Source organism: Botrimarina mediterranea (assembly GCF_007753265.1).
Taxonomy (GTDB): domain Bacteria; phylum Planctomycetota; class Planctomycetia; order Pirellulales; family Lacipirellulaceae; genus Botrimarina; species Botrimarina mediterranea.
The window spans coordinates 786858-808859 of the sequence record NZ_CP036349.1 but is presented as its reverse complement, the minus strand read 5'-3'; the positions used below and the strand labels follow the sequence as shown (position 1 = coordinate 808859).

General features: G+C 59.2%; 20 protein-coding genes and 1 tRNA gene. 4 read left to right on the top strand and 17 right to left on the bottom strand.

Annotation, left to right across the window (positions count from 1 at the left end):
* Positions 1 to 205: 205 nt before the first annotated feature.
* A complete protein-coding gene (locus Spa11_RS03235) occupies positions 206 to 1135 on the top strand; it encodes a nuclease-related domain-containing protein (RefSeq protein WP_145107669.1) in 930 nt (309 codons plus the stop codon).
* Between the two features lie 7 nt (positions 1136 to 1142).
* On the opposite strand, the gene Spa11_RS03230 is transcribed toward Spa11_RS03235, so the two are convergent.
* The 12 genes from Spa11_RS03230 to Spa11_RS03175 all read right to left on the bottom strand — a co-directional run bounded on the left by Spa11_RS03230 (position 1143) and on the right by Spa11_RS03175 (position 14728).
* Positions 1143 to 1589 (bottom strand): hypothetical protein, encoded by a 447-nt coding sequence (locus tag Spa11_RS03230; RefSeq protein WP_145107665.1) that lies wholly within the window; start codon positions 1587 to 1589, stop codon positions 1143 to 1145.
* Positions 1589 to 4036 (bottom strand): DUF3987 domain-containing protein, encoded by a 2448-nt coding sequence (locus tag Spa11_RS03225; RefSeq protein ID WP_145107658.1) that lies wholly within the window; start codon positions 4034 to 4036, stop codon positions 1589 to 1591. The genes Spa11_RS03230 and Spa11_RS03225 overlap by 1 nt, the downstream gene beginning before the upstream one ends.
* Before the next feature lie 188 nt (positions 4037 to 4224).
* Positions 4225 to 4539 (bottom strand): DUF1580 domain-containing protein, encoded by a 315-nt coding sequence (locus Spa11_RS03220; RefSeq protein WP_145107654.1) that lies wholly within the window; start codon positions 4537 to 4539, stop codon positions 4225 to 4227.
* 158 nt (positions 4540 to 4697) lie between these two features.
* Positions 4698 to 5525, bottom strand: a complete 828-nt coding sequence (locus Spa11_RS03215) for a hypothetical protein (protein WP_145107643.1) — start codon at positions 5523 to 5525, stop codon at positions 4698 to 4700.
* Positions 5522 to 6751: a tyrosine-type recombinase/integrase gene (locus tag Spa11_RS03210; RefSeq protein ID WP_145107634.1), complete on the bottom strand. Its 1230-nt coding sequence runs from the start codon at positions 6749 to 6751 to the stop codon at positions 5522 to 5524. The genes Spa11_RS03215 and Spa11_RS03210 overlap by 4 nt, the downstream gene beginning before the upstream one ends.
* Before the next feature lie 673 nt (positions 6752 to 7424).
* Positions 7425 to 7664 carry a hypothetical protein gene (locus Spa11_RS03205; RefSeq protein WP_145107627.1) on the bottom strand — a complete coding sequence of 80 codons (240 nt, stop codon included), beginning with the start codon at positions 7662 to 7664 and terminating at the stop codon, positions 7425 to 7427.
* Positions 7665 to 8505: 841 nt separating this feature from the next.
* On the bottom strand, positions 8506 to 9105 hold the full coding sequence (locus tag Spa11_RS03200) for an HNH endonuclease (protein ID WP_145107619.1): 600 nt from the start codon (positions 9103 to 9105) through the stop codon (positions 8506 to 8508).
* 2 nt (positions 9106 to 9107) lie between these two features.
* Entirely contained in the window at positions 9108 to 9566 is a 459-nt protein-coding gene (locus tag Spa11_RS03195) for a hypothetical protein (protein ID WP_145107610.1), read from the bottom strand.
* 241 nt (positions 9567 to 9807) lie between these two features.
* The gene (locus tag Spa11_RS03190) at positions 9808 to 10011 is read right to left on the bottom strand and encodes a hypothetical protein (RefSeq protein ID WP_145107600.1); all 204 of its coding nucleotides are present in this window, start codon (positions 10009 to 10011) and stop codon (positions 9808 to 9810) included.
* Positions 10012 to 10066: 55 nt separating this feature from the next.
* The gene (locus Spa11_RS03185; protein ID WP_145107591.1) at positions 10067 to 10834 is read right to left on the bottom strand and encodes a hypothetical protein; all 768 of its coding nucleotides are present in this window, start codon (positions 10832 to 10834) and stop codon (positions 10067 to 10069) included.
* Between the two features lie 823 nt (positions 10835 to 11657).
* Complete coding sequence (locus Spa11_RS03180; protein WP_145107583.1) at positions 11658 to 13823, bottom strand: PriCT-2 domain-containing protein; 2166 nt, start codon at positions 13821 to 13823, stop codon at positions 11658 to 11660.
* Between the two features lie 44 nt (positions 13824 to 13867).
* On the bottom strand, positions 13868 to 14728 hold the full coding sequence (locus Spa11_RS03175; RefSeq protein WP_145107575.1) for a hypothetical protein: 861 nt from the start codon (positions 14726 to 14728) through the stop codon (positions 13868 to 13870).
* A 1982-nt stretch (positions 14729 to 16710) separates the two neighbouring features.
* Between Spa11_RS03175 and Spa11_RS03170 the strand changes: the two genes are divergently transcribed.
* Together Spa11_RS03170 and Spa11_RS23555 are read left to right on the top strand one after the other, a co-directional pair.
* On the top strand, positions 16711 to 17085 hold the full coding sequence (locus tag Spa11_RS03170) for a hypothetical protein (protein ID WP_145107565.1): 375 nt from the start codon (positions 16711 to 16713) through the stop codon (positions 17083 to 17085).
* Positions 17085 to 17642: an HNH endonuclease gene (locus Spa11_RS23555; protein WP_145107556.1), complete on the top strand. Its 558-nt coding sequence runs from the start codon at positions 17085 to 17087 to the stop codon at positions 17640 to 17642. Before Spa11_RS03170 ends, Spa11_RS23555 begins: the two co-directional genes overlap by 1 nt.
* A 41-nt stretch (positions 17643 to 17683) precedes the next feature.
* Here the strand turns inward: Spa11_RS23555 and Spa11_RS03160 are convergent, their stop codons facing one another.
* Genes Spa11_RS03160 through Spa11_RS03150 form a run of 3 tightly spaced genes read right to left on the bottom strand, consistent with a single transcriptional unit; the run spans position 17684 to position 20190 of the window.
* Positions 17684 to 18841 (bottom strand): S8 family serine peptidase, encoded by a 1158-nt coding sequence (locus tag Spa11_RS03160; protein WP_145107548.1) that lies wholly within the window; start codon positions 18839 to 18841, stop codon positions 17684 to 17686.
* The gene (locus Spa11_RS03155; protein ID WP_145107538.1) at positions 18804 to 19631 is read right to left on the bottom strand and encodes a S8/S53 family peptidase; all 828 of its coding nucleotides are present in this window, start codon (positions 19629 to 19631) and stop codon (positions 18804 to 18806) included. The genes Spa11_RS03160 and Spa11_RS03155 overlap by 38 nt, the downstream gene beginning before the upstream one ends.
* Before the next feature lie 13 nt (positions 19632 to 19644).
* Positions 19645 to 20190 (bottom strand): hypothetical protein, encoded by a 546-nt coding sequence (locus Spa11_RS03150; protein WP_145107528.1) that lies wholly within the window; start codon positions 20188 to 20190, stop codon positions 19645 to 19647.
* A gap of 389 nt (positions 20191 to 20579) precedes the next feature.
* Between Spa11_RS03150 and Spa11_RS23550 the strand changes: the two genes are divergently transcribed.
* On the top strand, positions 20580 to 20726 hold the full coding sequence (locus tag Spa11_RS23550) for a helix-turn-helix domain-containing protein (RefSeq protein WP_391503321.1): 147 nt from the start codon (positions 20580 to 20582) through the stop codon (positions 20724 to 20726).
* Here the strand turns inward: Spa11_RS23550 and Spa11_RS03140 are convergent.
* The gene (locus Spa11_RS03140; protein WP_145107511.1) at positions 20689 to 21699 is read right to left on the bottom strand and encodes a tyrosine-type recombinase/integrase; all 1011 of its coding nucleotides are present in this window, start codon (positions 21697 to 21699) and stop codon (positions 20689 to 20691) included. The genes Spa11_RS23550 and Spa11_RS03140 overlap by 38 nt on opposite strands.
* A 130-nt stretch (positions 21700 to 21829) precedes the next feature.
* Positions 21830 to 21901, bottom strand: a tRNA-Gly gene (locus Spa11_RS03135).
* Positions 21902 to 22002 lie beyond the last annotated feature (101 nt).

Here is a 22002-nt window from a genome sequence, read left to right as displayed (position 1 = left end):
GCGGCTAGCGTAACCTCCCCGCACGGGTCGCACAGCGGGGCGGCGGGATTGTGAGGGTATCACCGGATGGGGTGACAGAAGGCTGTCACAGAGGGGGCAGTGTCGGCGGGTTGCGGGGCCCGGGGCCAAGCGGGCTGGTTACGATCGGAGTGGCCCGAGGTCGGGCTGTCGATGGCGGTCTCACTCCCTTAGGCGGGCTCTCGGTATGGACTTTGTGTGGGCAATTCTGGCGCCGGTGGTCGTGCTGCTTGCCGTCCTATTCGCCGGTGCGGCGCCCGCGGCGCTTGTCGTGTGTGTCTGGCGACGGAGTGTCGGGACGCGCCGCCACTCGCCTTTGACAAGCGACTTGCGCCGACCGCCGGGCTACTCGCTCACGCAAAGCCTCGGCGAACTGGATACCGACCTCGACGCTATGGTCGCGATGCTGCTAGCGACTCCGGCGGCGTTGGTGGCCACCATGCTCCTATGGCGGCAATCGGGCGGCGCCGCCGACTGGAGGACTCAGGTCGGCGCGCTGCTGATTGTCGCTGCGGTCGCGTACGTCTTTGTCGCGCGAAGGCTTTGGGGGCAGTTGACCAAACGTCGCAACTTGATCGTCGGGCTGGAGGGGGAGCGCTTTGTCGGCGAGGAGTTGAATACCCTCATGCGAGAGGGCTGCTACGTCTTCCATGACGTGCAAATGGACGACGGTAGCAATATCGACCACGTCGTCGTCAGCCCGAGCGGCGTCTTCTCCGTGAACACCAAGACTCTCGGCCGGCTCGCGGAGCGCTTCAAGGAAGCGCGGATGACGGTTGACTACGACCAAGAGAAGATGGTTTTTCCCGACCGCGTGGCGCCCCTCCCGAGCGGCCGTCTGAAGAAAGAGGCCGGCTGGCTCTCGCGCGAGTTGACCAGCGCCACTGGGTTCACGGTGCGCGTCGAGCCGATGCTCGCCTTGCCGGGCTGGTTCGTCGAGAGAAAGGGCGCCTCGACGGGCGTCTTTGTCTTCAACCCCAAGACGCCGAGCAAGTTCTTTATCCTCCCACGGACGATCCTCGACGCCGAGCGGATGGGCCAGCTCGCCTACCAGCTCGACCGCATGACGCGTGACGTGCCGCGGTCGTACCAGCGGCGCGGGAAGTGGCCGGAGTAGCGAGGGGCTACTCGACCGCGCCGCGCCAGACCGGAAACCCCCACGTCCGCCCGCAGCGGCCGCAGTCGCGGCGGACCGAAGCGCCGCCGTGGGTCGGGACCTCGACGAACTCCACGCCGCCGCAACGGTCGCACCGGGGGCCGGCGGGCGATCCTTCGCTCCTAGGGCGCGCAGTTTCGTCCGATTCGTCCCTTTTAGGGTGTTGAAAAGCGCCGCATTCGGGGGCCGCAGCGCCCGGAGCCGCGAGCCAGTCGGCGAGGTCGTGGCGGTAGTGGTGAACCGCGGCGCGGTCGGCCGGTGACAGCCGTTTGTCACGGTCGCGGATCAGCAGCTCGCCCCCCGGCGAAACGCGTAGGGCGACGCCGCGCTCGGCGAGGAGTTGCACGAGGTCGGCCATCGCCGCGGGTGTGGCCGGCGGGTAGGCCGTTCCGGGGATCGGGTCGGCGCCGTCCATTAGGCGGCCTCCCAATCGTCGGCATCACCCACCCCCTCGGCGGGTAGTGGGGGCGGTTCGCCTGCTGGCTCGAATGGCGGCGCCGGCTCGATTTCCGCCACCAGGGGCGCGTCTACGTCTACGCTTTCGCGTGGCGCTGGGGATTTGGTCGAATCCGTAGACGTAGACGGCGCCGACGCGGCAAAACTCGCGAGGACGAACTCGCGCCCCGACTTGGTGGCGGTCCGCTTGATCCGCCACTCGCCGTAACCGGCGCCGATTAGCTCGGCGATCGCCGCCTCGGCCTTCTCGACGGTCTTGAGGTCGCGGCGGCCCTGCGCCAGCTTGCGGGGCGATATGGCGCCGCCGTGCTTGGTGTCGATCCAGTCCGCCAGCTCGCGGAGACGCCGCTCGTCGTCCGTCTCGCGGGCGCCGCGGTAGAAGCGGGCCGCCTCGTGGGCGAACCACTCGACGAGCGTGATCGCCCGGGCGAGCTGGTCGTCGCTCACCTCGACGGCGTCGGGGTCCTCGAAGAGCGCGAACACGAGCGCCAGCCGCGCGGCGTAGCCTTCGAGCTTGCTCCACGCGGCCGCCTCGTCGCCGTCGCGTTCTAATCCCGCGGCGCCGTGGTGGTTGACGAACGCCACAAAACGCCGCTGCGCGACCGGCGACAAGCGTAGGACGCGCGGGATCGGGTCGCCCTCCCCCTCCTCGCTATCGTCGGCGCCGAACTCTAAGTCGAGCAGCGCGAGCAAGCCCGACGTGAACGCGGCCTCGGTCGTCTCGCTCACCTCGTCGTCGGTCCAGCGCTTCGCCCGCCGCGGCGGGTTGGCGACGAGCAGCCGCGCCGCAAAGCCCGACTCGCGGTGCTCACCCGACAGCGCCCGCGTGAAAATCGACGGCTGGATTGTTCCGCAGACACTCACACAAGCGCGCTCCACAAACAGCGGCGCGCCGGCCGCCGACGATCGGTTGACTTTCACGTAACCGGCGCCGTGGGTATTCATCCAGTTTTGGGCGTCGCTCCCTTTGCCGCTCTTGTAGGCATCGAAAGAGCCGAACCACGCGGCGAGTTCGTCACGGTCCAGCAGAACGCCTCTAGGGTTCGCGTAGAGGGCCTTGGCGACCGCCTCGACCGTTGTGTCGCTCAAGAGCAGCTCGCGGAGCTGGGGCGCCTCGGGGGCCTCGGGCGGCGGCTCGCTCGATTTGGATTTCTTCCACGCGGCGAGGTCCTTTTCGTAGATCGCTTGTAGCGGACCGAAGGCCCGCAGCGCCTCCCGGTGGGCGGCTAGCTCTTTCTTCTGGCGACGGAGGATCGGCGCGAGGACCAGTTTGCGGCCTTGCGATTTCATCGCGCCCGAGGGGCTCACCACGACGCACCACAGAACGGCCGGCTCGTACCACGTCCGCTTGAGCCGCAGCGTCCGCGTGGCGCCGATCGCTCCGGCGGCGACCGCAAGCGCCGGCATGGCGACGATCGCCTCGTCGCAGCCGACGGCGCGGGCCGCCTCGGTGACAAAGCGGGCCATCGTCGGCGGGAGCGTGTGGGTCGGGAACGGCCGATAGACGAGGGGCCGCTCGGGCGTGGGCAGCTCGGCGGGCTCGGTCGCCTCGACGACCCGCGCCAGCTCGTCGGCCGTGTGACCAGCCGCGAGCCAATCGACGGCGTCTCCCTTGGCGGGCAGCCCCGGCAACTCGACGACGCGCGCCATCGGCCGATTCGACAGACGGCCGAGCAGCGCGAGGACAGCGTCGCGGTACTTCGCGCCGGGCTCGTCATTGTCGGGGACGATTACCACGTCGCGACCGGCGAGCGGGGACCAGTCCGACTTAACGGCCGCGGTTGAACCCGTCGAGGAGGTCGTCGCCGTGAGGCCGAGCGCGACCAACGCGTCGGCCGCGGGCTCGCCTTCGGTGACGTAGACCGTTCCCTCGCTGGCGAGTAACTCTGGCAAGCGATAGAGCGGACGGCCCGCGGGCGCCTGCGCCTTGATCCAGCCGCCCGCCGTGCGGCTCACGGGGCGAATCGTCTTCTTACGCTCGCCCGTCGCGTCCCACCGCGCCACGACGAGGACCGTCTCACCGTCGGCGTCGCGGTAGGGCCACTGGCGATCGGGCTTGCCGAGTTGTTGGGCGTAGCTGGCGACCGAGGCCTCGGCTGTCGGGTAGACGGCCGCGTCCTTCGGCTCGTCGCCGTTGTCGCTCGGCTTGGCCTTTAGTGGCGCCTTCGCCGTGCTCTGCACTTTAGAGGTAGGCAACTTGCGACGCGGCGTCGCTTCGAGGCCGTGATCCTTCAGGCGGTGAATCCAGCCGTCCCCTTTCGGGAGGTCCGAAGATTCCCGCATGCAGTAGGCGGCGTCCGGATTGCCCTCGGGGCCGGTAACGGCGCACCAGTCGGGCCGCTCGCAGACGGGGCAGATTTCTTGCTTACTAACCTCGCGCCAAGCGGCGCCATCGCTTATACTCATCCGTGACTAGCCTCTACCGGCGCAAGCGCCCGGCCGTCTTCCCGACGGTCGGGCGTTTCCCTTGGAATGGAAAGGCCGAGGCTGGAGCGCCCGGGAGTTGAACCCGGCGGCGGGAGGTGACTAGCCCCTACCGGCGACCGCGACGCGCCCCTTACTCGGCAACGAGTGTTGGGGGACCGGGGGCGCGCCTAGATACCAGCCGCGTCGAGTTCGGCCTTGGCGGCGCGGATCGCCCGCTCGCGTTCGGCCGACGGCTTGGTCGTCGGCGCGATCAGCTCGTCGCCCGCAGCCGTAGAAGCCGCGCAGAACTCGCGGAGCCAGCGGCGCGTGGTGAACCGGCGACCGCCGACGAGGCACGTCCGCAGACGCACCCCACGAACGCCACGCAAGCGCCAGCGGTGGAGCGTCGAAAGATGGGGCCGCCCGGGCAGGGTTGCGGCCGCTTGGGCTAGGGTGAGGTGCTCGTCGTCCTCTGACGGTGTCTCAATCGTTTCGCTTCGCATCGGTCCCTCGCAGATAGGTTCGCCCGTGGGCGTTCATTACTACGAGTAATTGAAGCGGTGCGACGTGACACTTGGTAAACGTGCGTCCGAAATCTCGGACATAGCGGAAAAAATACGTGCCCTGCCACTCCCTGTGACAGCGTGACAAATGCGCGGTGTCACGTTTCGCCGATCAGATCACTGTATCGCGACTTAATCGTCCGCGCATTGTCCGCCGAAATACGAAGGCGCTCACAGACAGCCTCAACGGAGAGCCCTTCGCGAAAACTCTTGATCGCTGTTTGAGTCGAGGGACTGAGCCGGCCTAGCCGCTCGCGATCTACCTCCAAAGGACCATACACACGCATCATTGAAGGGAGCAGTTGACCCGTAGCGCGCTGAGCTTCCTTTGCAATCTCCAACCATGGTGGCACGCGTTTGTCCATTAGGCTTCTGAGGTTGTGCGGAATCCCATAGAACTCGACATATCCTCGAAGCATTTCCGCGCACCGCTGGCGCACCCCTTCAATTGTGAATGGCAATCTAGGTCCCTGGTATTCATCCCAAAAGCCACCGTTGGTAGATCCACAGTCGGGCATGAACTGACAAGCCGTAATCCCGAAGCGGTATGCCGACTCAAAACAACTTTGGCTGTATTCGACGTGTAAGCCGAAGTCGATCCCAACAGGCATCGGAGTTGCGAGCCGAAGTGTCCTTATGGCGCCATGCTCCGATTGGTAAAAGCTTCTAACGTGGACAAATGCGTTCCATGCTGCTTTCATCTCCTCGAATACGCACTCCACATACCAGTCCGTAAGTATTGACTCTCCACGACTGTACAAGCGAGGGTTGTAGCCCTCGACCTCGTGGCCGTACCAATCCGCTGCGCTCGAATAGAAGGCCTCCCCAGATCGCACCAGCTTGATCGCCGCTTCGCAGGCGTTCTGCAAAAGCACGATTTGCTTTGCTGACAGCTTTCGGGCCCCAGCCTTGTTCGCATCCGTCATCCAATTCTCCGTGCCACCTCGGCGCCCTTCGCCAAATCGCGCTCAGCGTAAACCTGCGTCACGTCCGCCCCGGCGTGGCCGAGGGCAATCTGTGCCGCCTCTAGTCCAAACTCCCGACGGATCGCCGTCGCCGCTGTGTGCCGCAGTTGGTTCGGCGTCCAGCGGTACTCCGAGTTCCAGGCGCGGAGCGCCGCACCCTCGGTCCCTTCCGGGGCCGGCCACGTCAGCTCGCAGCCGCGGGCGATGGCGCGGGCGTAGCTGGTCGTGGTGTACTTGTCGCCGACGGACCGGGCCGGTTTGCGGCGGCGGTTGGTGCCCGGCCGGTTGCCGCTCGAGAGCGGCGTTTTGCGCTCGGCGTGGAGGTCCGCGCGGCGTCGCGACTCCGACTCGGCCGGCGAGAAGCAATAGGCGGTCGCCTCACGTAACAGGAACGGCCGGAGAATCTCCTGCGCCTGCGGACCGAGAAAGACGACCCGCTCGCGGCCGCGGTGCTGTGTCTTGTGTGTCGCGGGCCGGTAGTGCCAAACGTCGCCCGTACGGTCCACGTCGCACGGCCGCACGAGGCAGACCTCGCCCGGTCGCATGCCGGTGAGCCGCTGCAAACGGATCATCGCCGCGACGACCGGCGAGACATTGGGGAGGGTCGCCTCGACGGCCGCGTCCTCGACGGGCCGGATCGGCTCGGGGTCGCGGGCCGCCGTCTTACCCGTGCGGAGTCCGTCCACCGTGGCGAGGGCTTGGGAAACGGTCGCCGGGATCAGTTGTTCCGAGGCGGCCCATCGGAAGGCGCGGCGGATGCGGCCGACGTTCTGATTGACGGTCGAGCGGGCGAACCCGGCATCGACCATCCGCTCGCGGACGACCTTCAGCGCCAGCGGCCCGAACTCCTCGGCCGGCCGGTCGGCGTACAGCTCGCGGACAAACCGCAGGGCGCCCCGGATGCTCCACAGCTCTCCGCCCAACTTGCCGCCCGGGGTCGGATAGTAGCTCTTGGCGAACCGCCAGTAAGCGGCGAGGACCTCGACGACCTTCGGCCCGGTCTCGGCGCTGGGGGCCGGCTGTCGGCCGCGGGCGAGCCACTCGGCGACGAGGCGGTCGTACTCCCGGCGGCTCGTCACCGAGCGATGGGGGCCGAGATAGTGATCGACTCCGGCGATCGTCACGACGGCTTGCCCCGAGGCCCGGTGCTTGCGGTACTTAGGGAGCGACTTAGAGAGGGTGGGCATCGTGCGGGTCTCCTGCGAAGGGCGCAAAACGGTACGTACCGTTTTGGCTCCCGAGAAAACGCCGCACTGCCGACCGTCGGCAGGTATCGCAAGTCGCGATTCAGCAAGGACTTCCAACAAGAGCGGGCGATGAGGATCGAACTCACGACATCCAGCTTGGGAAATCACCGTATCATTGTCAGCAGTGCAACAAATCCCGCGAAAAACACCGATGATTCCAGGGTAATCTGCCTCCAGTAGGCACGCAATAGAAAGGATTTGTCAGGGGTTTACTGCGGATTGACTGCACACAAAAGACCGCTGGCCAACCCTGCCAGATAACGAAAAAAGCCCCGTCTCCCCGTGGCTCTTAAACCGGGGAAGCGGGGCTTTGTGCCTATCTGTCTGCCTAATCAACCCACCCAGGGTTAGCGGTAGCGGTGGACCGAAGCCGTGGCCCCGTCCCCCGAAATAATCTGTAGCGTGTTCTCGCCCACAAGAATCCTACGGGTCTCCCCTTCGGGAATCAGCATTCCAACGGTTGCCGTGGGGGCTACGCCATCGAGCCTAAAGCGGATGGTTCCGTCTTCTGCCTGTAGGTCGATCACGTTCCCAGGCAGGGGCTGGGCTGTGCTTAGATCAGTGATTTGCAAATACCCGCAAACGTGGCGTGGGGCTTCGATTCGTTCAATGCTCATCGGCTCAGCCTCCCGGCAAACAGAGTCTTGAAGTAACTCACCACCGGATGACGTTCGCCGAACTTGGCGGTCAAGTAGTTTGCGGCATCACGATATTGGTTCTCTGTTGGCGTGATAATCGAGTTATCTTCCTCCCAGTAATCGGAGAGAATGCCCAACATGCTGTAAAGCATCATCTGGGCAGGATCGCTGGGAATGGCGACGTAGCCGCCTAGGATTTTTGTGAATGGGTTCATTTGGTTCCTTAGATTAGATGATTGAAAAGATTGGCGGTCACGCGGGGACTGACTCCCACCACCGCCACTACCCCGCATTGACCGAGGGGCAGCTTTGCCCCAGCTACACCGCCGGGGGCTTATTCTTCGATTCGTAGCTGTACGAGTCTTTGGGTATTCACCACCAAGGCCCAAGGGCTAATAGCCGAACCGACTACCACGCTGTAGGGGCTGCCAGATTCCAGGCTGATAGTGCCGGGGACATTGCCCAGGTAGTAAGTTGAGCCAGCGTCCAAGGCCGGTGTACCGGCTACCGCCGCCCAGTCTTTCTGAGTGATGATTCCAGAGACTCTTAGCTTATCGCCCTCTCTAAAGCCCACCACAATCGAAGTCTCTTCCGTAGTGGCACTAGCGGGATGGGCAATACCCTGGGCATCGACATAGCACGGGCCGCCCGGCTGAGGGAGGGTGCCGAACTTAATTGGCGACAAGCCTCCCGCGTTATCGGTTACTACCCCCCTACCTTTTGGACCCTGTACGCCCCGCAAGCCTTCAAGCCCGCGTTCGCCTCTGTCTCCGGTGTCGCCCTTGGCTGCGAGTAGCTGCCAGATATTGCTTGTCATAACCCCAGGGCGTTCACCCTGTGTCTCTTTCTTGGCAACGTATGAACTGCCGTTATAGGTAACGACTTCACCGGGGTAAAAGGTTTCTCTGGCGTGCCAGTGCCCTACAGGTTTGATTGACTGGCCATCGGTGCCATTGGCCCCAGGTGGGCCTTGCTCGCCCTTCGCCCCGTCTCGCCCCGGTGGCCCGGGGGCTCCGTCTCTGCCGTTCTTTGGTAGGGCATAAATCGGGTCTGAAACTACACGGGGCAACATAGGATTTCCTCCAGGGGAATAGGTTCGGCAACCGCTGCGAGTCTTTGCGTCTGCGGTGGTTGAATGATTGTGGGGAATGCCAGACTGGCTAAACGCACCGGGCAGACGAAAGTTGAGCCGTTTAACCACGCAAACTCGCCAAAGTGTTGTTTGGCGGCACGGTCATACGCTGCGGCAGCGTCGAAGGGGTTGGTGAACCGACCAAGGAAGTATCTGCGTTGGTCGAATCGAATCTGTGCTGTCCACCGGCGGTGCTGGCGGTCGAAGAAAACCCCCTTAAGGCCGCTGGGGTTGTTGGCTTGTGGGCCTCGGTTCCTACAGTTTTGGGCCCGAGAGCAGAGACGCAAGTTTACTCGGCGGTTGTCAAGTTTATCGTTATTGATGTGGTCAACGTCGAAACCGTCCGGGGCGTTCATAATCAGGCGATGCATCTTCACCATTTGCTGGCCGCCACCGGGGCGGCGTTCATTGCGTACGGCGTAGCCTTCGGCTTGAAAGAACCAACTGCCACGAGAAACCAAACGGTCGTAATCTTCATCGTCCACAAGAGCAAACTTGCCCTGTGTCAAAGGAATCTCTCTCATACCTAAAAGCCCTCTTGTTGCAGTATTAGGTTCGTCATTAGTGTCATATCTTGGGGAGCAGTGTTCATCGCCCTTAGGTACTCTTCTACTTCCGCTCGGCGTCTCGCGTAGCGTTGTTGCTTCTCAAGCTGGGCGTTCTTCTCACTGAGAGAACGCACTTCATTAGTGAGCAACCCCACCACGTCAGCCAATGCGATAGCGTCGGTCTGACCGCTGGCCACCTGCTGAGTCAGTGACTCAAACAACCCCCGATCCTGGGTCAAAGTGTTTGCAACCGCCAAACATAAAGTGCTCTCGAATGCTTCGACACTTGATTCCTCCAACCGAGCCACTGGGTAGCCCAGATATGATTCGAGAGCATCGCAGATTTCAGATTCTTCTGTGCCACAAGCAATAATGCGGCTTGAATCAAGAGCGATCCAACCAACGCCTGCAATCTTCCTACTTACGAAATCTTGCATTGCACCACCTCCATAACCCGGCGGTACAAAGAACCAAACAGTAGGCGACTATTGCCGCCAATACGTTGCCAGATTGTCGTCTTCTCATTCATCGAATCACCCCCACCCGCCGCAAGTCTCTTTCCAAGGCTTCGGACAAGTCTAAAAGTTTGTCATGGTAAAAATCAAAACGGGCTGGGCCTCTTTCGAGACCTTGGCCCGCTTGAATCTGTCAATCAGTTCGTCAAGGCTACGAATCAGTTCAATAGTCAAAACGGCCCACCTCTGCTTTGAGGTTCTGTAGCTCGATATCCCATTCAAGAGCGAACTTACGCATCAACGGGGCGGCCTCATGGTCGCGATGGTGGAAGACCCAGCCGTAGGCTTCGGCTACCGCTTCGTCCAGGTCGTGGATTTGTTGTTCGATTGTTCGGCCTTGGATTTCCTTCCAGGTTTGACTGGCCATGATTTCTTTCCCTTAGGTATGTGTGATTTGATTTGATTCTTATGTTGTCGCGGGGTCATTCCGCTTCCCCTTCATCAAAGATTTGATCGCCCAACGCCTCACGCTGTTCGTCTGTCTCGCTAACCTCAAACCCAGCCGCTAAAGAAACTCGCCCGCTACTCAAAGCGGCTTCCTTAGCTGCCAGTTGTTCCAATTGCTGCCGGGTCTCAAAGAGACTTTGAACCTGCCGAGCCTCCCGTACTTCGTCGATACGGGCCAAGAGCCTTTTCGATTCAAGTGGGCAGCCATCAACAAGTGACAGTTGAGCGTGTGCCATTTCAAGCAACTGCCGATAGCCTGCATCGGCGTTGGAGGACCATCTTTCCGAATCGTAGAGGGCTTCAAGCTTCGTCAACTGAGGGGCTACCTTCTCCAAGTGACGGGCCGTGGCTTCCTTCGCCAACTGCTTGTCTTGCTTCGCCAGAATCGCTTGCTCTGCCAAGTAAACGTCCCGGTCAAATTGATCCATCTTCCGAAGCCGCTCGGCGTCGCGTTTCTCGATAGCAATTTGCAGAGCGATTTCCTCCCGAGTGGGCGGAAGCTTTGCCTTGGCCTTCGGCTTCCAGTAGCTGTCCAAGTGCTGTTGCTCTACAGGGCGAGAATCTCGGGTGGCCTTTACCTGCCCGCTCTGGCGTTCAATGCGGCTGGGTGCTCTGCCAAGCTTGGCTGTAGTTTCTTCAAGAAACGCATCTTGTGCGGCTTCGGCTGCCTCCCTTGAGGGAAAAGGCTTGCCTGCGAACTCATAGTTGCCATTGAGGCCGAAAATATTGAAATCTCGTTGCATGTTGTTTCCTTGTTGTTAAAGAGCCGCACAACAGCCACGCCGTGGGATTCTCAAGTCCAACGTGGCTGCTGTGCGGCGAAGCGTTGCCGAAGCAACACCCGGATTAAGAAGCCCCACCACCGTTGGAGAAGCACCGGCGGTGGGGTGGATACCGCAGCTACAGCGGTAAGAAGGTGCCGACCCCGAAGGGCCGGCCGGCTCACCTACGAATCAGGTGGGAACAGCAATCGAGCTACACCGCTCGTGCTACAGACCGCATCGCGTTGGCGAACCGCCACGGACAACTATGGTCCGGGCTTGTGTTAAATGGTCATCCGTGACCGGCCCACGTCCTATCTGCATCCCGTCGGAATAAAACGGGGTCTCATTTGTTCTTGTCCCGCAAGCGTCGCATACGCTCACGGTCTCTAGCTCTCTTTTTCTCTAATGATTCCGGGCTGCGTTGATACCGTGACCACCGCTCTTTTGCGGTAGTGCCTCCGCGAACCTGGAAGTAGACAGCCAAATAACTTGCCGGCAAGCCAGCCGCTTTGGCTCTCTCAAGCATCGTGTCCCGAACCTCTGGATCGTCCCACGATGCTTCAATCGGATTGCGAGTCCACACCAGTTCCAATGCAAGGTCTCTGGGGTAGCCCGAACGCAGAAGCCAAACGAACAAACCCCAATCGTCGAATCGACGATAGAAGTCGAGCTTGCCGGCCCAAAGAAGTTCTAGGAACTCGCGGGCTCCGTCAGTGATGAGCGATGGAAAACAAAGAACCGGCGTGGTACCGGTTCTTTGTTCCCAATGGTCATTGCTCAGTTGGTCATCGAAAGTTGGGCATTAGATGCTCCTTTGAAATTGCAAGTCTGTTTCTTCAAGACGAACCTTTTCGCCACGTCCCGCAAACAGCACACCGCGGGCGTTGTTGAATCGGTCCACCGCCAGCCGCGAGTTACCCAGCCCAGTAAGGGTATTAACGGTCTGCGTGACTATCTTTTGACTGTGGTTGGCTCCGTGAATCTGATTGAACAGCTTTCGGAAGGTCGGGTTCGGAATGAAGTACGATCCTAACGGGTCGAACCCGGCGGCCTCCAAATGCTCGCAGATTGCTTGCTCCAAGTCGTCAGACTCTTGGTGCTCCACGCTGTGGCGGTTCGCACGTTCGTTGATAATCGCCAGCAAGTCGTCAGGGTTATCCAGACAAGCCAAGACGTTTGCATCCCAGACGGCCCGGCGGCTGTAGGAAAGCAACTCTTTCTTCGGGCCGGCCAACAACGCCAGGCAATCGCCGATGATTGCGTCTCTGTTCTCTTCCATGAAGGCGGTTATTCTCGTTTCCCAGGTGGGGTCATACTTCGGCTGAGCCAAGTAGATGATTGCGACACGCTGGGCTAAGTCGCGGTCTAGCCGGATGTTGTTGCCTGTCAAAAACCAAGTGAAGAGATTTGGAATCGAACCGTCGCCGTGATACAACCGTCTACCACTGATGACTCGGCTAGTCATCAACTCAGCGAAGTCTGGATTCTCTGTCACCCCGGTTGCATTACCGATTAGCACGGCTCGCTTGCCGGCTGCGTCGGGGCTGAGCATCCGTGTTATCAACCCGCTGGCGTCCTTATTGGTCACAGCGATACAACCACCGACCAAGTCGGTAGGGTAACGAACCGCCGCGTTCTTGCCGTCACCCTGGGCGTGGTGACGCTCGCAAGTAATGGCGTAATTTGTGCGGTCGGTCTGCTGACCGAAACAGAGGGTCAGCGGAATCGACTTCAACAACTCCCTATCTTCTCGGAATGCTGGACAAAAGAAGTCTACGTACTTGTCCAGAGCCCCTGTGTATGCCGGAACCTCTGTAGAACAGGTGTAGAACACCCCGGGAATCGTTGGGTAGTGTGGGAAGTCTGAGATAGCATCGTATGCCGGGGCGACCCGGCATAATTCCGCAAAGAACTCATCCTTAGTGACTCCCCCACGGGACCAGACAGTCGTGGTCTGACCGGCAAGGTAGCCGAACAACGCGGCTGTGTTTTTCAGCCAGCAAACCCCCCGCTGCGGATCGTGAACAAATAGAACACCGTCGCACTGTTGGACCTGGACGCCAGTGGCCTTGAGATTCGACAGAATCTCACGCATACCGAGCGGGCCATCGTCGCCGCTGTTGGTCAGCTTGGGTGCAAAGCCGCCTTCCTTCGCGTGGTGGAAAATAGTTCCTACCGCGAGACTGCCGTTCGGTGCGAAGTGATCCCAGGCGTACTCAAGGTTGGCTTCTTTGCCCTTCGGATGGGAAAGAGACCAAGCCTCAAAGACTGGCCAGTAGTGCTCGCCCAAACCTTTCAGGATCAAGCCGACTTTGGACCAAATATCCATCGTCTCTGCTGAAACGAACTTGAGGGCGTTGACGATCTGCGGGTCTACACCTTCCCCGGCAACGGGGCGAGCGTTGGTGGTGCGTGTGGTTGCTGGTAGCGATTGCTTAGCCAACAAGGCAGCCATTAGCGGTTCCGGGATCGGTGCGAACTCAAAACCGCTGCTCTCTGGGTCACAGCCAACTGGCGGTAGAATCCATTCCTTGTCCCTACTAGGCGGAAAAGCACTCTGGGCCCCTGGACCAATACGGATCAGTAGATTGGTACCGTCGTCGCACGGGATGCTTGACGTGCTGCCGATTAGTCGTGAGTCGCCTTTGAACAGGTAGTGAGAGCCTTTGCGACTCTTGAAGCAGGGTGTCTTTGGCAACTCTCCGCCAAACAGTTCGATAGCCTTCTCTCTCTGGGATTCGGTGTCCCATTCAACGTCGATGATGGGTCCCATTTTGACCCCGATTCCAGGATCATTTGCCCTTTGTAGGTGCTGGCCCAGCTCGGCGTCTGTGTAATCGGTGATTGGCCAGCCCACGACGTTCGGAACCTTCCCGTCCAATGGGATCGGCGAGAGCCCAAGGTCTCGGTATTCGTCGGCGGCTGCTTGCAGCAAGAATCGTTGGCGGTCTGTGTTTGTTCGGATCATTTTGTTTCTCGATTAGATAAAGGAAAAGTGTCGCGTCGCCCTCGTTAGGCAACGCATTTGTGCAGGTTGGCGATAGCCGTTTTGGCGTAGCCGAAAGGCCGGTGGGCTCGCACAAGACGCGGGGTGATCTCTACCAGCAAGTCCAATGCGGCTGCGTGGTCGGAACGAACCAACGCCAGAAAGTAAAGTGGTACTTGCTCTTGCGGGACGTTGTCCCAAGTGCGAGGTGCTTTCAGGAACCGACCCCAGTTTTTGACCTCAGGGGCAAGGCTCGCAATTCGCGACCGCAGAGCCCTGGGGACTTGCCGCACACGGCAGAACGTATCGAAGTCACACCACGGGTTCTTACCCGTTTCTTTGTGGTAGCGACGTTGTAGGTTATCCAGCGTGGCGTTGACGATCCCAAGGGGAAAACCAGTTTGGAATACGATTAACTCGCGGTCGATTGGGCCTTCATAGATACAGCGGCCATCGTCCCAAGTGGCTTCCAGGATGGTTCTTTCGTCGTCGTTGTTGGTGAGTCCGTACAGATACTCATACAAGTCGAGGATTTCGTTCCAGGCGTGGCCCAAGGGGCGGGACACGAACGGGTCAAAGCCATCTTCACCCGCTTGGGGACGAAAGAACTTGAACTTGGGTGGCGTTTCCCCACGTTTAATCATGCCGCTAGCCGTTTTGCGGGGAACCCGCACCAGCGGTAAGGTGGCGATATAATCATGTATTGCGTTGTTAGCGGCGTTGCGGTGGTAGCCCGGTGTCTGAGGGCCCCGCTTATCCTCAATGCGACAAATAGAATGCAGTGCGACCTGTACAAGGTCTTCACGCTCCTGAGCCCTTAGGCCGTAGTGTTGGGCTTGCTTGGCTGCCGCTTGGTGGGCAACCGCCAGTAATGCGTCCGAAATCATTAGAACTGCTCCGTCCGCCTGGGATGAGGTTTAGAACCTCCAAGGCAAACGGGGCGGGGACGCAGAGCCGAAGAGGGTGGCCCGCGAACGGGGCCTTGAGGTGGGGGAGGGCTTTTCGGGCCCTGCTAATATCATACCACAAATATCCAGAAAGTCAAGCGTTTTGGGCTTGACAAACCGGGAATAGTGAGGTAGGGCGGTCGGTGGTAGGGATTAGAGGGGTTGTGAGGTTCCCCTACATATATAACGGCGGGCAGTGGTGACGAAATTGCGGGCCGTAAGTGTTTCCCTACTTAATATAACGGCGGCTGGTGGTAACAAAATTGCCGGTTGTCGCGGCGGCCTCTGCTAGGCGGGCCGGCTGGGTCCAAAAGTGGCAGAAAGTGACACCTCTTGCCAGCCTTTTGCCAACCCTGAAAACTCAAAAAACCCTATTTTTTATAGGCTAAAACTCATTGAGTGACACTTGTGACACTTATTCTCTATTAATTAGGGTATTGCAGTTGGTGTATACGTAGGGAGAGGGGTGGGTGTGTAAGGGGTATATAGGCGACCGAAAAGTGTCACTTCTGGCAGGCAAACACAGAAACCACTATATTTATAGGTGTTTTTTCAATTTGCGGGGTGGCAAAAGGCTGGCATAGGCTGGCAAGCTCTGCCACTTTTCGCGGCTACTCCCCGAATCTGGCTCGTTAGTTAGGGTTTGAAACACCGGCACGACTGGCCCCGCCCGAGCCGAGAACCCTGTTACAACCGCCAAAACCCGCACAGCCATTAAAACCCCACCTCTGAATTGCCCCTGCCCCGAAACCGCTGGCCTAATAAGCTGGATAACGCAGACCCAAAACCACGGGGATTACAAGCATTCCCTGCCACCTGTGCAGTAAATCCCGCAGTGAACCCCGGGGAGGGGTCCAAAGTGGCGGGTGGGTTGATCCAGTCGGGATTACGGCATTTCGAGCGGCATTAGGCCGTTTCTGGTGACATTACGGGGGTTCTGGCAAACCCAGCCGCACAGCCCCTCAGGAACCCAGTGGCGTTGGTTGTAGGGCGTACAGGGCCACCAGAGGCCCGTGGCTGGGCTGTAGAGGCCATTAGAGCCCTGGGGCTGTAACTCCCGTGGAAACCCAAAGCCGACCCCCTGGGTCGATCCTACGGGGCTCTTGAGCCAATGTGGCTTGGATACGGACCACCCCAAACCCTTGAACCTGCGAACCTGTGTAGGTTCCTGGGTTCTTTGGTCCGGGGTGGCTGGTGTGTATCTGTGGCCCTGGGCGGCTGTTGGCCATAGCCCCAGGACAGAGGCCACTACATATCCCTGAGAGCCTCTAGGATGCCCCGTAAGGGCGGTTTGCGGGCCTTGGTGGCCTGGGGGATGGCCTGGGGTGAGGGCCCCTGAAATAGGCTCCTAGAGCCTCTGGCGAAGTGTGGGATTCGGGGCCTGAGTCGTGTACTCCCGTAATGCTGTGGGGTGCCGCGTCGTGTGTTTCTTGGGGTGTTGGCTGTTTGGTGGTTCGCGGTGTGTGACCCGTGTGTAGTTGGGGTGTAATTGTAACGTGGTTGGTGGTTGTGAACTGCGTGCGGAATGGTCCTGAAAATCTCGAATCTACGAAAAAATTTACTGCAAGGTAATTGTTTAGCGGGTTGCCCTGGCTGTGTTGATATTTTGAAACACTGGTTTTCCGGTTGTATCGACTGTGGCGGTTGTGCGGGTCGATGCTAAACGGAGGGTGGGGTTGAAAGCACCGATGATGAGACATGGGATGCCTGGACGCCACAGAGCCCTTCACAGAGACAACGTGCTGTGTTTGGCTGGGAGGGGTTCCGAGCCCTTTACACACAGGGTCCCTGCAATCGTTACAGTGCGTATATCCGGTATATACAACTGTAAATCATTGACTTTTGCAAAATATGTGCTATACTTGGGTTGACGCGGCAGCCATTCGGTGCTACGCCGCCCTCTCTTCTTTGGAACCTCATCTATGGAACAAACACTCACTCTCGCTAGGCTGCGACCGTTACCCACGCCTGGACAGTTAATCGACGACTACCTGCAAACGGACAGAGGCAGTACCCCAGAGGGCTGGGCTACGTTCTGGGCTGGATACTTGGTTCGCGTATACAACCACAAGGTGTCCCAGGGATGTACCTACATTTGCGACGGGGAGCCGCTTGAAGCCTTCTGCATTGATAACCTGATGGCCTTCAAAGAGGCCCTGCTGTATGGCTGGGAGATTGAAGAGAATCAACCTCTAACCAACATGACCAACGACGCCCAGAATCGTGGCTATATGTGGTCTGACATTGCCTACCTTCTGGAAGAAGAAATCGCCCCTTACCTGGGAGGGGATTTCTAATGGCCAGAGAAATCCAACTTACCCAGGGCCGTAAGGTTATTGTTGACTCAGAGGATTATGAGCTTCTGGTTGCCAGAGGCAATTGGTGTTTCGGTGCCAAAGGCTATGCCGCCCGCAACGAACGCCGAGCCGATGGCAAGTGGCGAGCCGTCCTAATGCACCGCCTGATAATGCAAGCCCCGGAGGGATTGCAAGTCGATCATATAGATGGAAACAGGCTGAATAACCGGCGAAGCAATCTCAGGTTGTGTACACCGGTAGAGAACAACAGAAACCGTGGGCCCAATGTTAGTAACCCTCTGGGGATAAAAGGTGTCTACTGGATTCCACGGCAGAGAAAGTACAGAGCTAGCATACGGATTCAGGGGCAGACCAAGCAGCTTGGGGTCTATGACGACCCCTTAGAGGCGTCGCGAGTTTTCGACGCTGCCACTCTGGAGCACCGTGGCGAGTTCGCAAGACCTAATGGCGTCGAATGGATTAGCCCGCTAAAGATAGCGAGCATTCAGTTTCCGGTACCAATACCGCCGGTGCCGGGCTTGATTATTGGGGACTGAAAGAATCGAGCCGCCTTCGGGCGGCTCTTTTCTTTGGCCCCTCACGCCACCCGCCGCCGACTCCCTAGAGCCAACAGCCCCGCAAGAGCCATCGCTACTGTGGTCGGCTCAGGGACGGCTGCGGTTGCCGAAGCTGCACTGTAGGCGTCTCGCCAGACGGTGTAGTCGGCTGCGTTCACAAGCCCGTCGCCGTTAGCGTCAGCACCGGTGAACGGCGTAACGGATGACCCGTAGGAGGATGCCCAGAGGTTGTAGTCGTCTTCGTCGATGACCCCATCGCCACTGAAATCTGCTGTGAGCAACGGTCCAGTACCGTAGGCCCACCAAGCAATCGCGTAGTCTTGAGTCGCGCCAACGTCGTCGTCGCCCTGTACTACCCAGATCTCGTACTCGCCAGTAGCCGGTATCTGAAAGAATATATGCTCTAGGTTGCCTTCCGCACCTAAAGAGAATGCTTCTGCCTGATTTACATTAAAGCTTCCTTTGGGAAGTAGGTATACGTTTAGATCGTTCAGTATGGAGTCGTCGTAGGGCCCGGGTGCTCCGTCGGCATATGTAGCGAACGTATCACCAGGGTCGTACTCACCCGTTGTACCGCCGTCAACGTCAAGCTCTACCAAGCGGTCCCAAGCCACGGTAATGGATATGAAGCTGTTTTCCGGTAGAACTTGATTCAAAAGATACTTGTTCGTCGGCCCAGTAGACGACGCCGTACCGAAGTCCCAACCAACTACAGGGACTCTCCCCGCGTTGGCTTCCCACTCCCCACCGCTGAACTGCTCGACCGCTCTGCCTACGTTTAGATGGCCAGCGCCCATTTGTTCGTCCAGTGGATAGAAACCTCCTGCACCGAACACGCTATCATCGTACGCGATAGAATCCAACCATGTGGAAGTACCATCTTGCATGACAACTGTTCGGTCCATCCCCAGCAAGTATCCTGCTTGTACGGCATTGCCGTTAACGACCACCGTTCCATCGTCAATGAGCTTGTCTGCCGAATTCAGCAAGACTGCTTTCATTGTTTGGTGGCGTCTCGCCCCAACGTCCCAATGAGGGACATTCGCCGTGATTCGTTCATCGGCGTACTGGTGCAACATGGCTGCTGCCGCTGTAGCGTGCGGAGCAGCATAACTTGTTCCATTCTCTGACGACGTGGCGCTAAGCCCCGTAACGTCTACAGCCTCTCCTGGGGGCAATTATGCTGATCGACGTGCGTTCATTGACAGCGTCTTCACTGTAGTTATTGAACCCCGAAACTTCGCGGTAGACCCCAGCATTGATTGTTGAAGACGCAACCGTTATGCCGTTGAAATTGTCGGTTGGGAACGGGATGCCTCCGGCACCCTCATTGCCGGCTACAATGTAAAGCGTGTCGTGAATGCTTGTCTGTGCTGACCAGTCGATATACTGAGTGATAAGCCTGTTTCCGTCGAAAGGATCGGAGTTAGTTGGGGTGCCAAAGCTGAGATTTATGACCCGCACCTTAACCCCGCCGTACGTCGCAAGAAAGTTAAGCGATTGCACGGCGTCAGCATCGTAGGGGGAAGCGGTAAGCGGAAACGCAGACGAATACAAGTCGGCCATAGTCGCGGCCCCGGTTGGGGCAGTACGGCTTCCAGCACCATCAGGATCGGTCGTGTCCGTTCCGATAATGACGCTAGCGACTTGTTCCGCGTGGTCGTCTGTCAGGCTGTTTGCGATTGACGCACCACTGGTTGAGCCAACGTATACCTCAGCAGGTACAACATCGGGGCTAGAGTTCATTGCATCATCAGGGCCGCCGTCCGCCGTAGCCTTTCCAGGCCTACCGGGCTCAACTTGACCGACTGCAATCCCATTGCCATCTAGCGGCATTCCATTGGCGGTCATCAATCCGTTTGCATTGATGCCATCCGGCCCTATTGATTTAGTGCTCGCGTGGGAATTGTCAGTAACCGATGCAACTACGAGTGCTATCGAGACAAAGACCCAATGGTTCCGTAGCATGATCTAACTCCCTTCAATGGACAATTACCCGGCGTGTAAGTGTTTCGCATTCTTCCTTCGTGTCGTATAGCTCAAGGATATACGCCCCCGGTTGTAACTTCCCGAGAGATGCCCAATACCAATACTGGTGTAGGTCTTTAGTCCCAGCACTGGGAGCAGCAGAGTGATACGAGATGCGTAGTGTTTGATTCTCAATTACGCAGGCGTCTATAACCCACCAGCAAGGGTTGCTTGGGCCGGCACCAAGATAGGCGACTATCCAAAACTCACCGCTTGCTTTCCGGTGCCTAACAGGAACGCCTGCGCCCCGCGAACCTAGAATCAGGTCTCTGCTTGCAAGCAAGGCCTCATCTAACTTCTTCGCCTCGACGAAAAACAGGTTTGAGGCCCCATTCCGGTAGCGGCGGAATGGCTCCAGATCAGTTGCCCCGTCAATTTGTGAGAGTGCCTCAGCGACAGGCTGTAATCCCGTCTGGCGGCTGGTGCTGATAACCTCAGACAACGGAATCTCTTCCGCCGCACAGGGGGCCGCCATTAACAGCAAGAGTAGAAGCCGCATTTCTCTGTCTCCGAGACCGAACCTACCGGACTTCCCCAGCCCGTCAACCATCATTCTCGGGGAGTGTCAGAGAGTTGTCACTGCTATCTAGTGGAAACGACCTGATTACCACCCGGCGGGCTCTAGTGAGCTAAGCTTCCAGGGTGAATGCCGCCCTCTACCGCCGCTGGCTTACGGATAGGCTCAAAGAAGCCGAGCCCCTGGACCGTCCGTCAGAACTGACGGACCCCAAGGGGGTAGCCACAGAGGCCGCTAAGCGGCTTGGACTCCTGGGCCTTGGTAATCACTTAGACCGTGCCTACGGCGTCACTACGCCCCAAGAATTGGCCAGCCTGCTGATTGACTGCCTTGCCGCACTGCCCCAGGCCCCGGACGAACTCCAACCCGCAATGAGCGTGGTTGAAGTCGCCGGGATTCTTGGCGTATCGAAAGAGACCGTCTATCGGCTCTGTAGCGAGCAACGGCTAGCCCACAGCCGCACTGGGGCCCGGATTACGATTACCCAGCAACAGCTTGCCGATTTCCAAGCTGGCTAAGCAGGTAGCCCCTATCCTGGGCCAAGTGCTGATAAACGGTGGCGACCATTCCGGGATTGGCGTGGCCCATCAAGACGCCCACCGTAGTAGTATCAATACCGCTCTTAAGAGCCTCTGTCGCAAAGCCATGCCGTAGCGTATAGGCACAGAGCGTTTCGATTCCGGTTCGATTCCGTAACCTAACGAACGCACAATTCAGAGCGTCCTTAGTCCAGGGCCGGCCTTGGTTGTTCCTGAATATCGGCCCCTCTGGGTTCGCCTTAGCAAGTCGCTCTGCGATTTCCCGGGCTACGTCGTTCAAGATGATTACCCGCCGCCGCTTCTTGCCCTTGCTTAAGAGCACCGGAAAGACAACAGCCGGACCATCCAGCCACGCTGCCTCTATGGCCCGTAGCTCCTGCGGACGGCAACCCGTCTCCCATAGAAACGTAAGAACGTCTTTGAACCCGCCATTGGCCGACGCCAAGGCCAGCTTGTATTCCTCTGGGCTGGTGTAAGCTTCCCGTGCGGTTGGGCTCGGCTTGGTGTAGCCAATCAATGGGGACCGCTCGATATGCCTCTCGCCTACCGCCCAGTTCATCGCCCTTACGATGGCTCTGGCGGCCCCGTGCTGCGTGTTCTGGGCAAGGTGTCCGTAGTCGTGGGCAATCCACCTATCGACCATGCCCCCGGCTAGGTTCTCAGGCTTGAGCCTGTCGCCGAAGTAGGCAACGCACTTGTCCAGGTGCTCTCGATACCACTTGAGCGTACCTGGGGCCTTGGTTCGCTCTGTGTCGTCTAGGAACGCCCCAACGATCCAAGCCACGGTAACGGTGGCTGGCTTCTCGCCCTTAGCGAGCAAGGCGAAGTAAGCCTTCTCTACTTCGGCGTAGGGTTGGCCGGCTTCACCAACCTTGACTGACTTGCGGCCTATCGTGGTGTACCACGCACCGTCTTGGGACCGTTGCCAAGGCCCACGTCGTTTCCTGCCCATCGCAAATCCTCCAGAGAACCATAGGTCACTGGGGATTCACTGCACTTTTGACTGCAAGAACCGCGATTTTCCGGTTGCGGACCCCGGGGTCCGCATTCAAAAACCCCTTGTTTTGAAGGGCTTTTGAGAGAGCGGGCGATGAGGATCGAACTCACGACATCCAGCTTGGGAAGCTAGCGCTCTACCACTGAGCTACGCCCGCTGAGGCGTTTCCTAGCCTAGCTCGCCGGGGCCTCTGCTGGCAAGCGCCGGCCCCCGCACACAACCCTATGCGCCGGCCTCGATTGGCGCCGACAGGTCCGG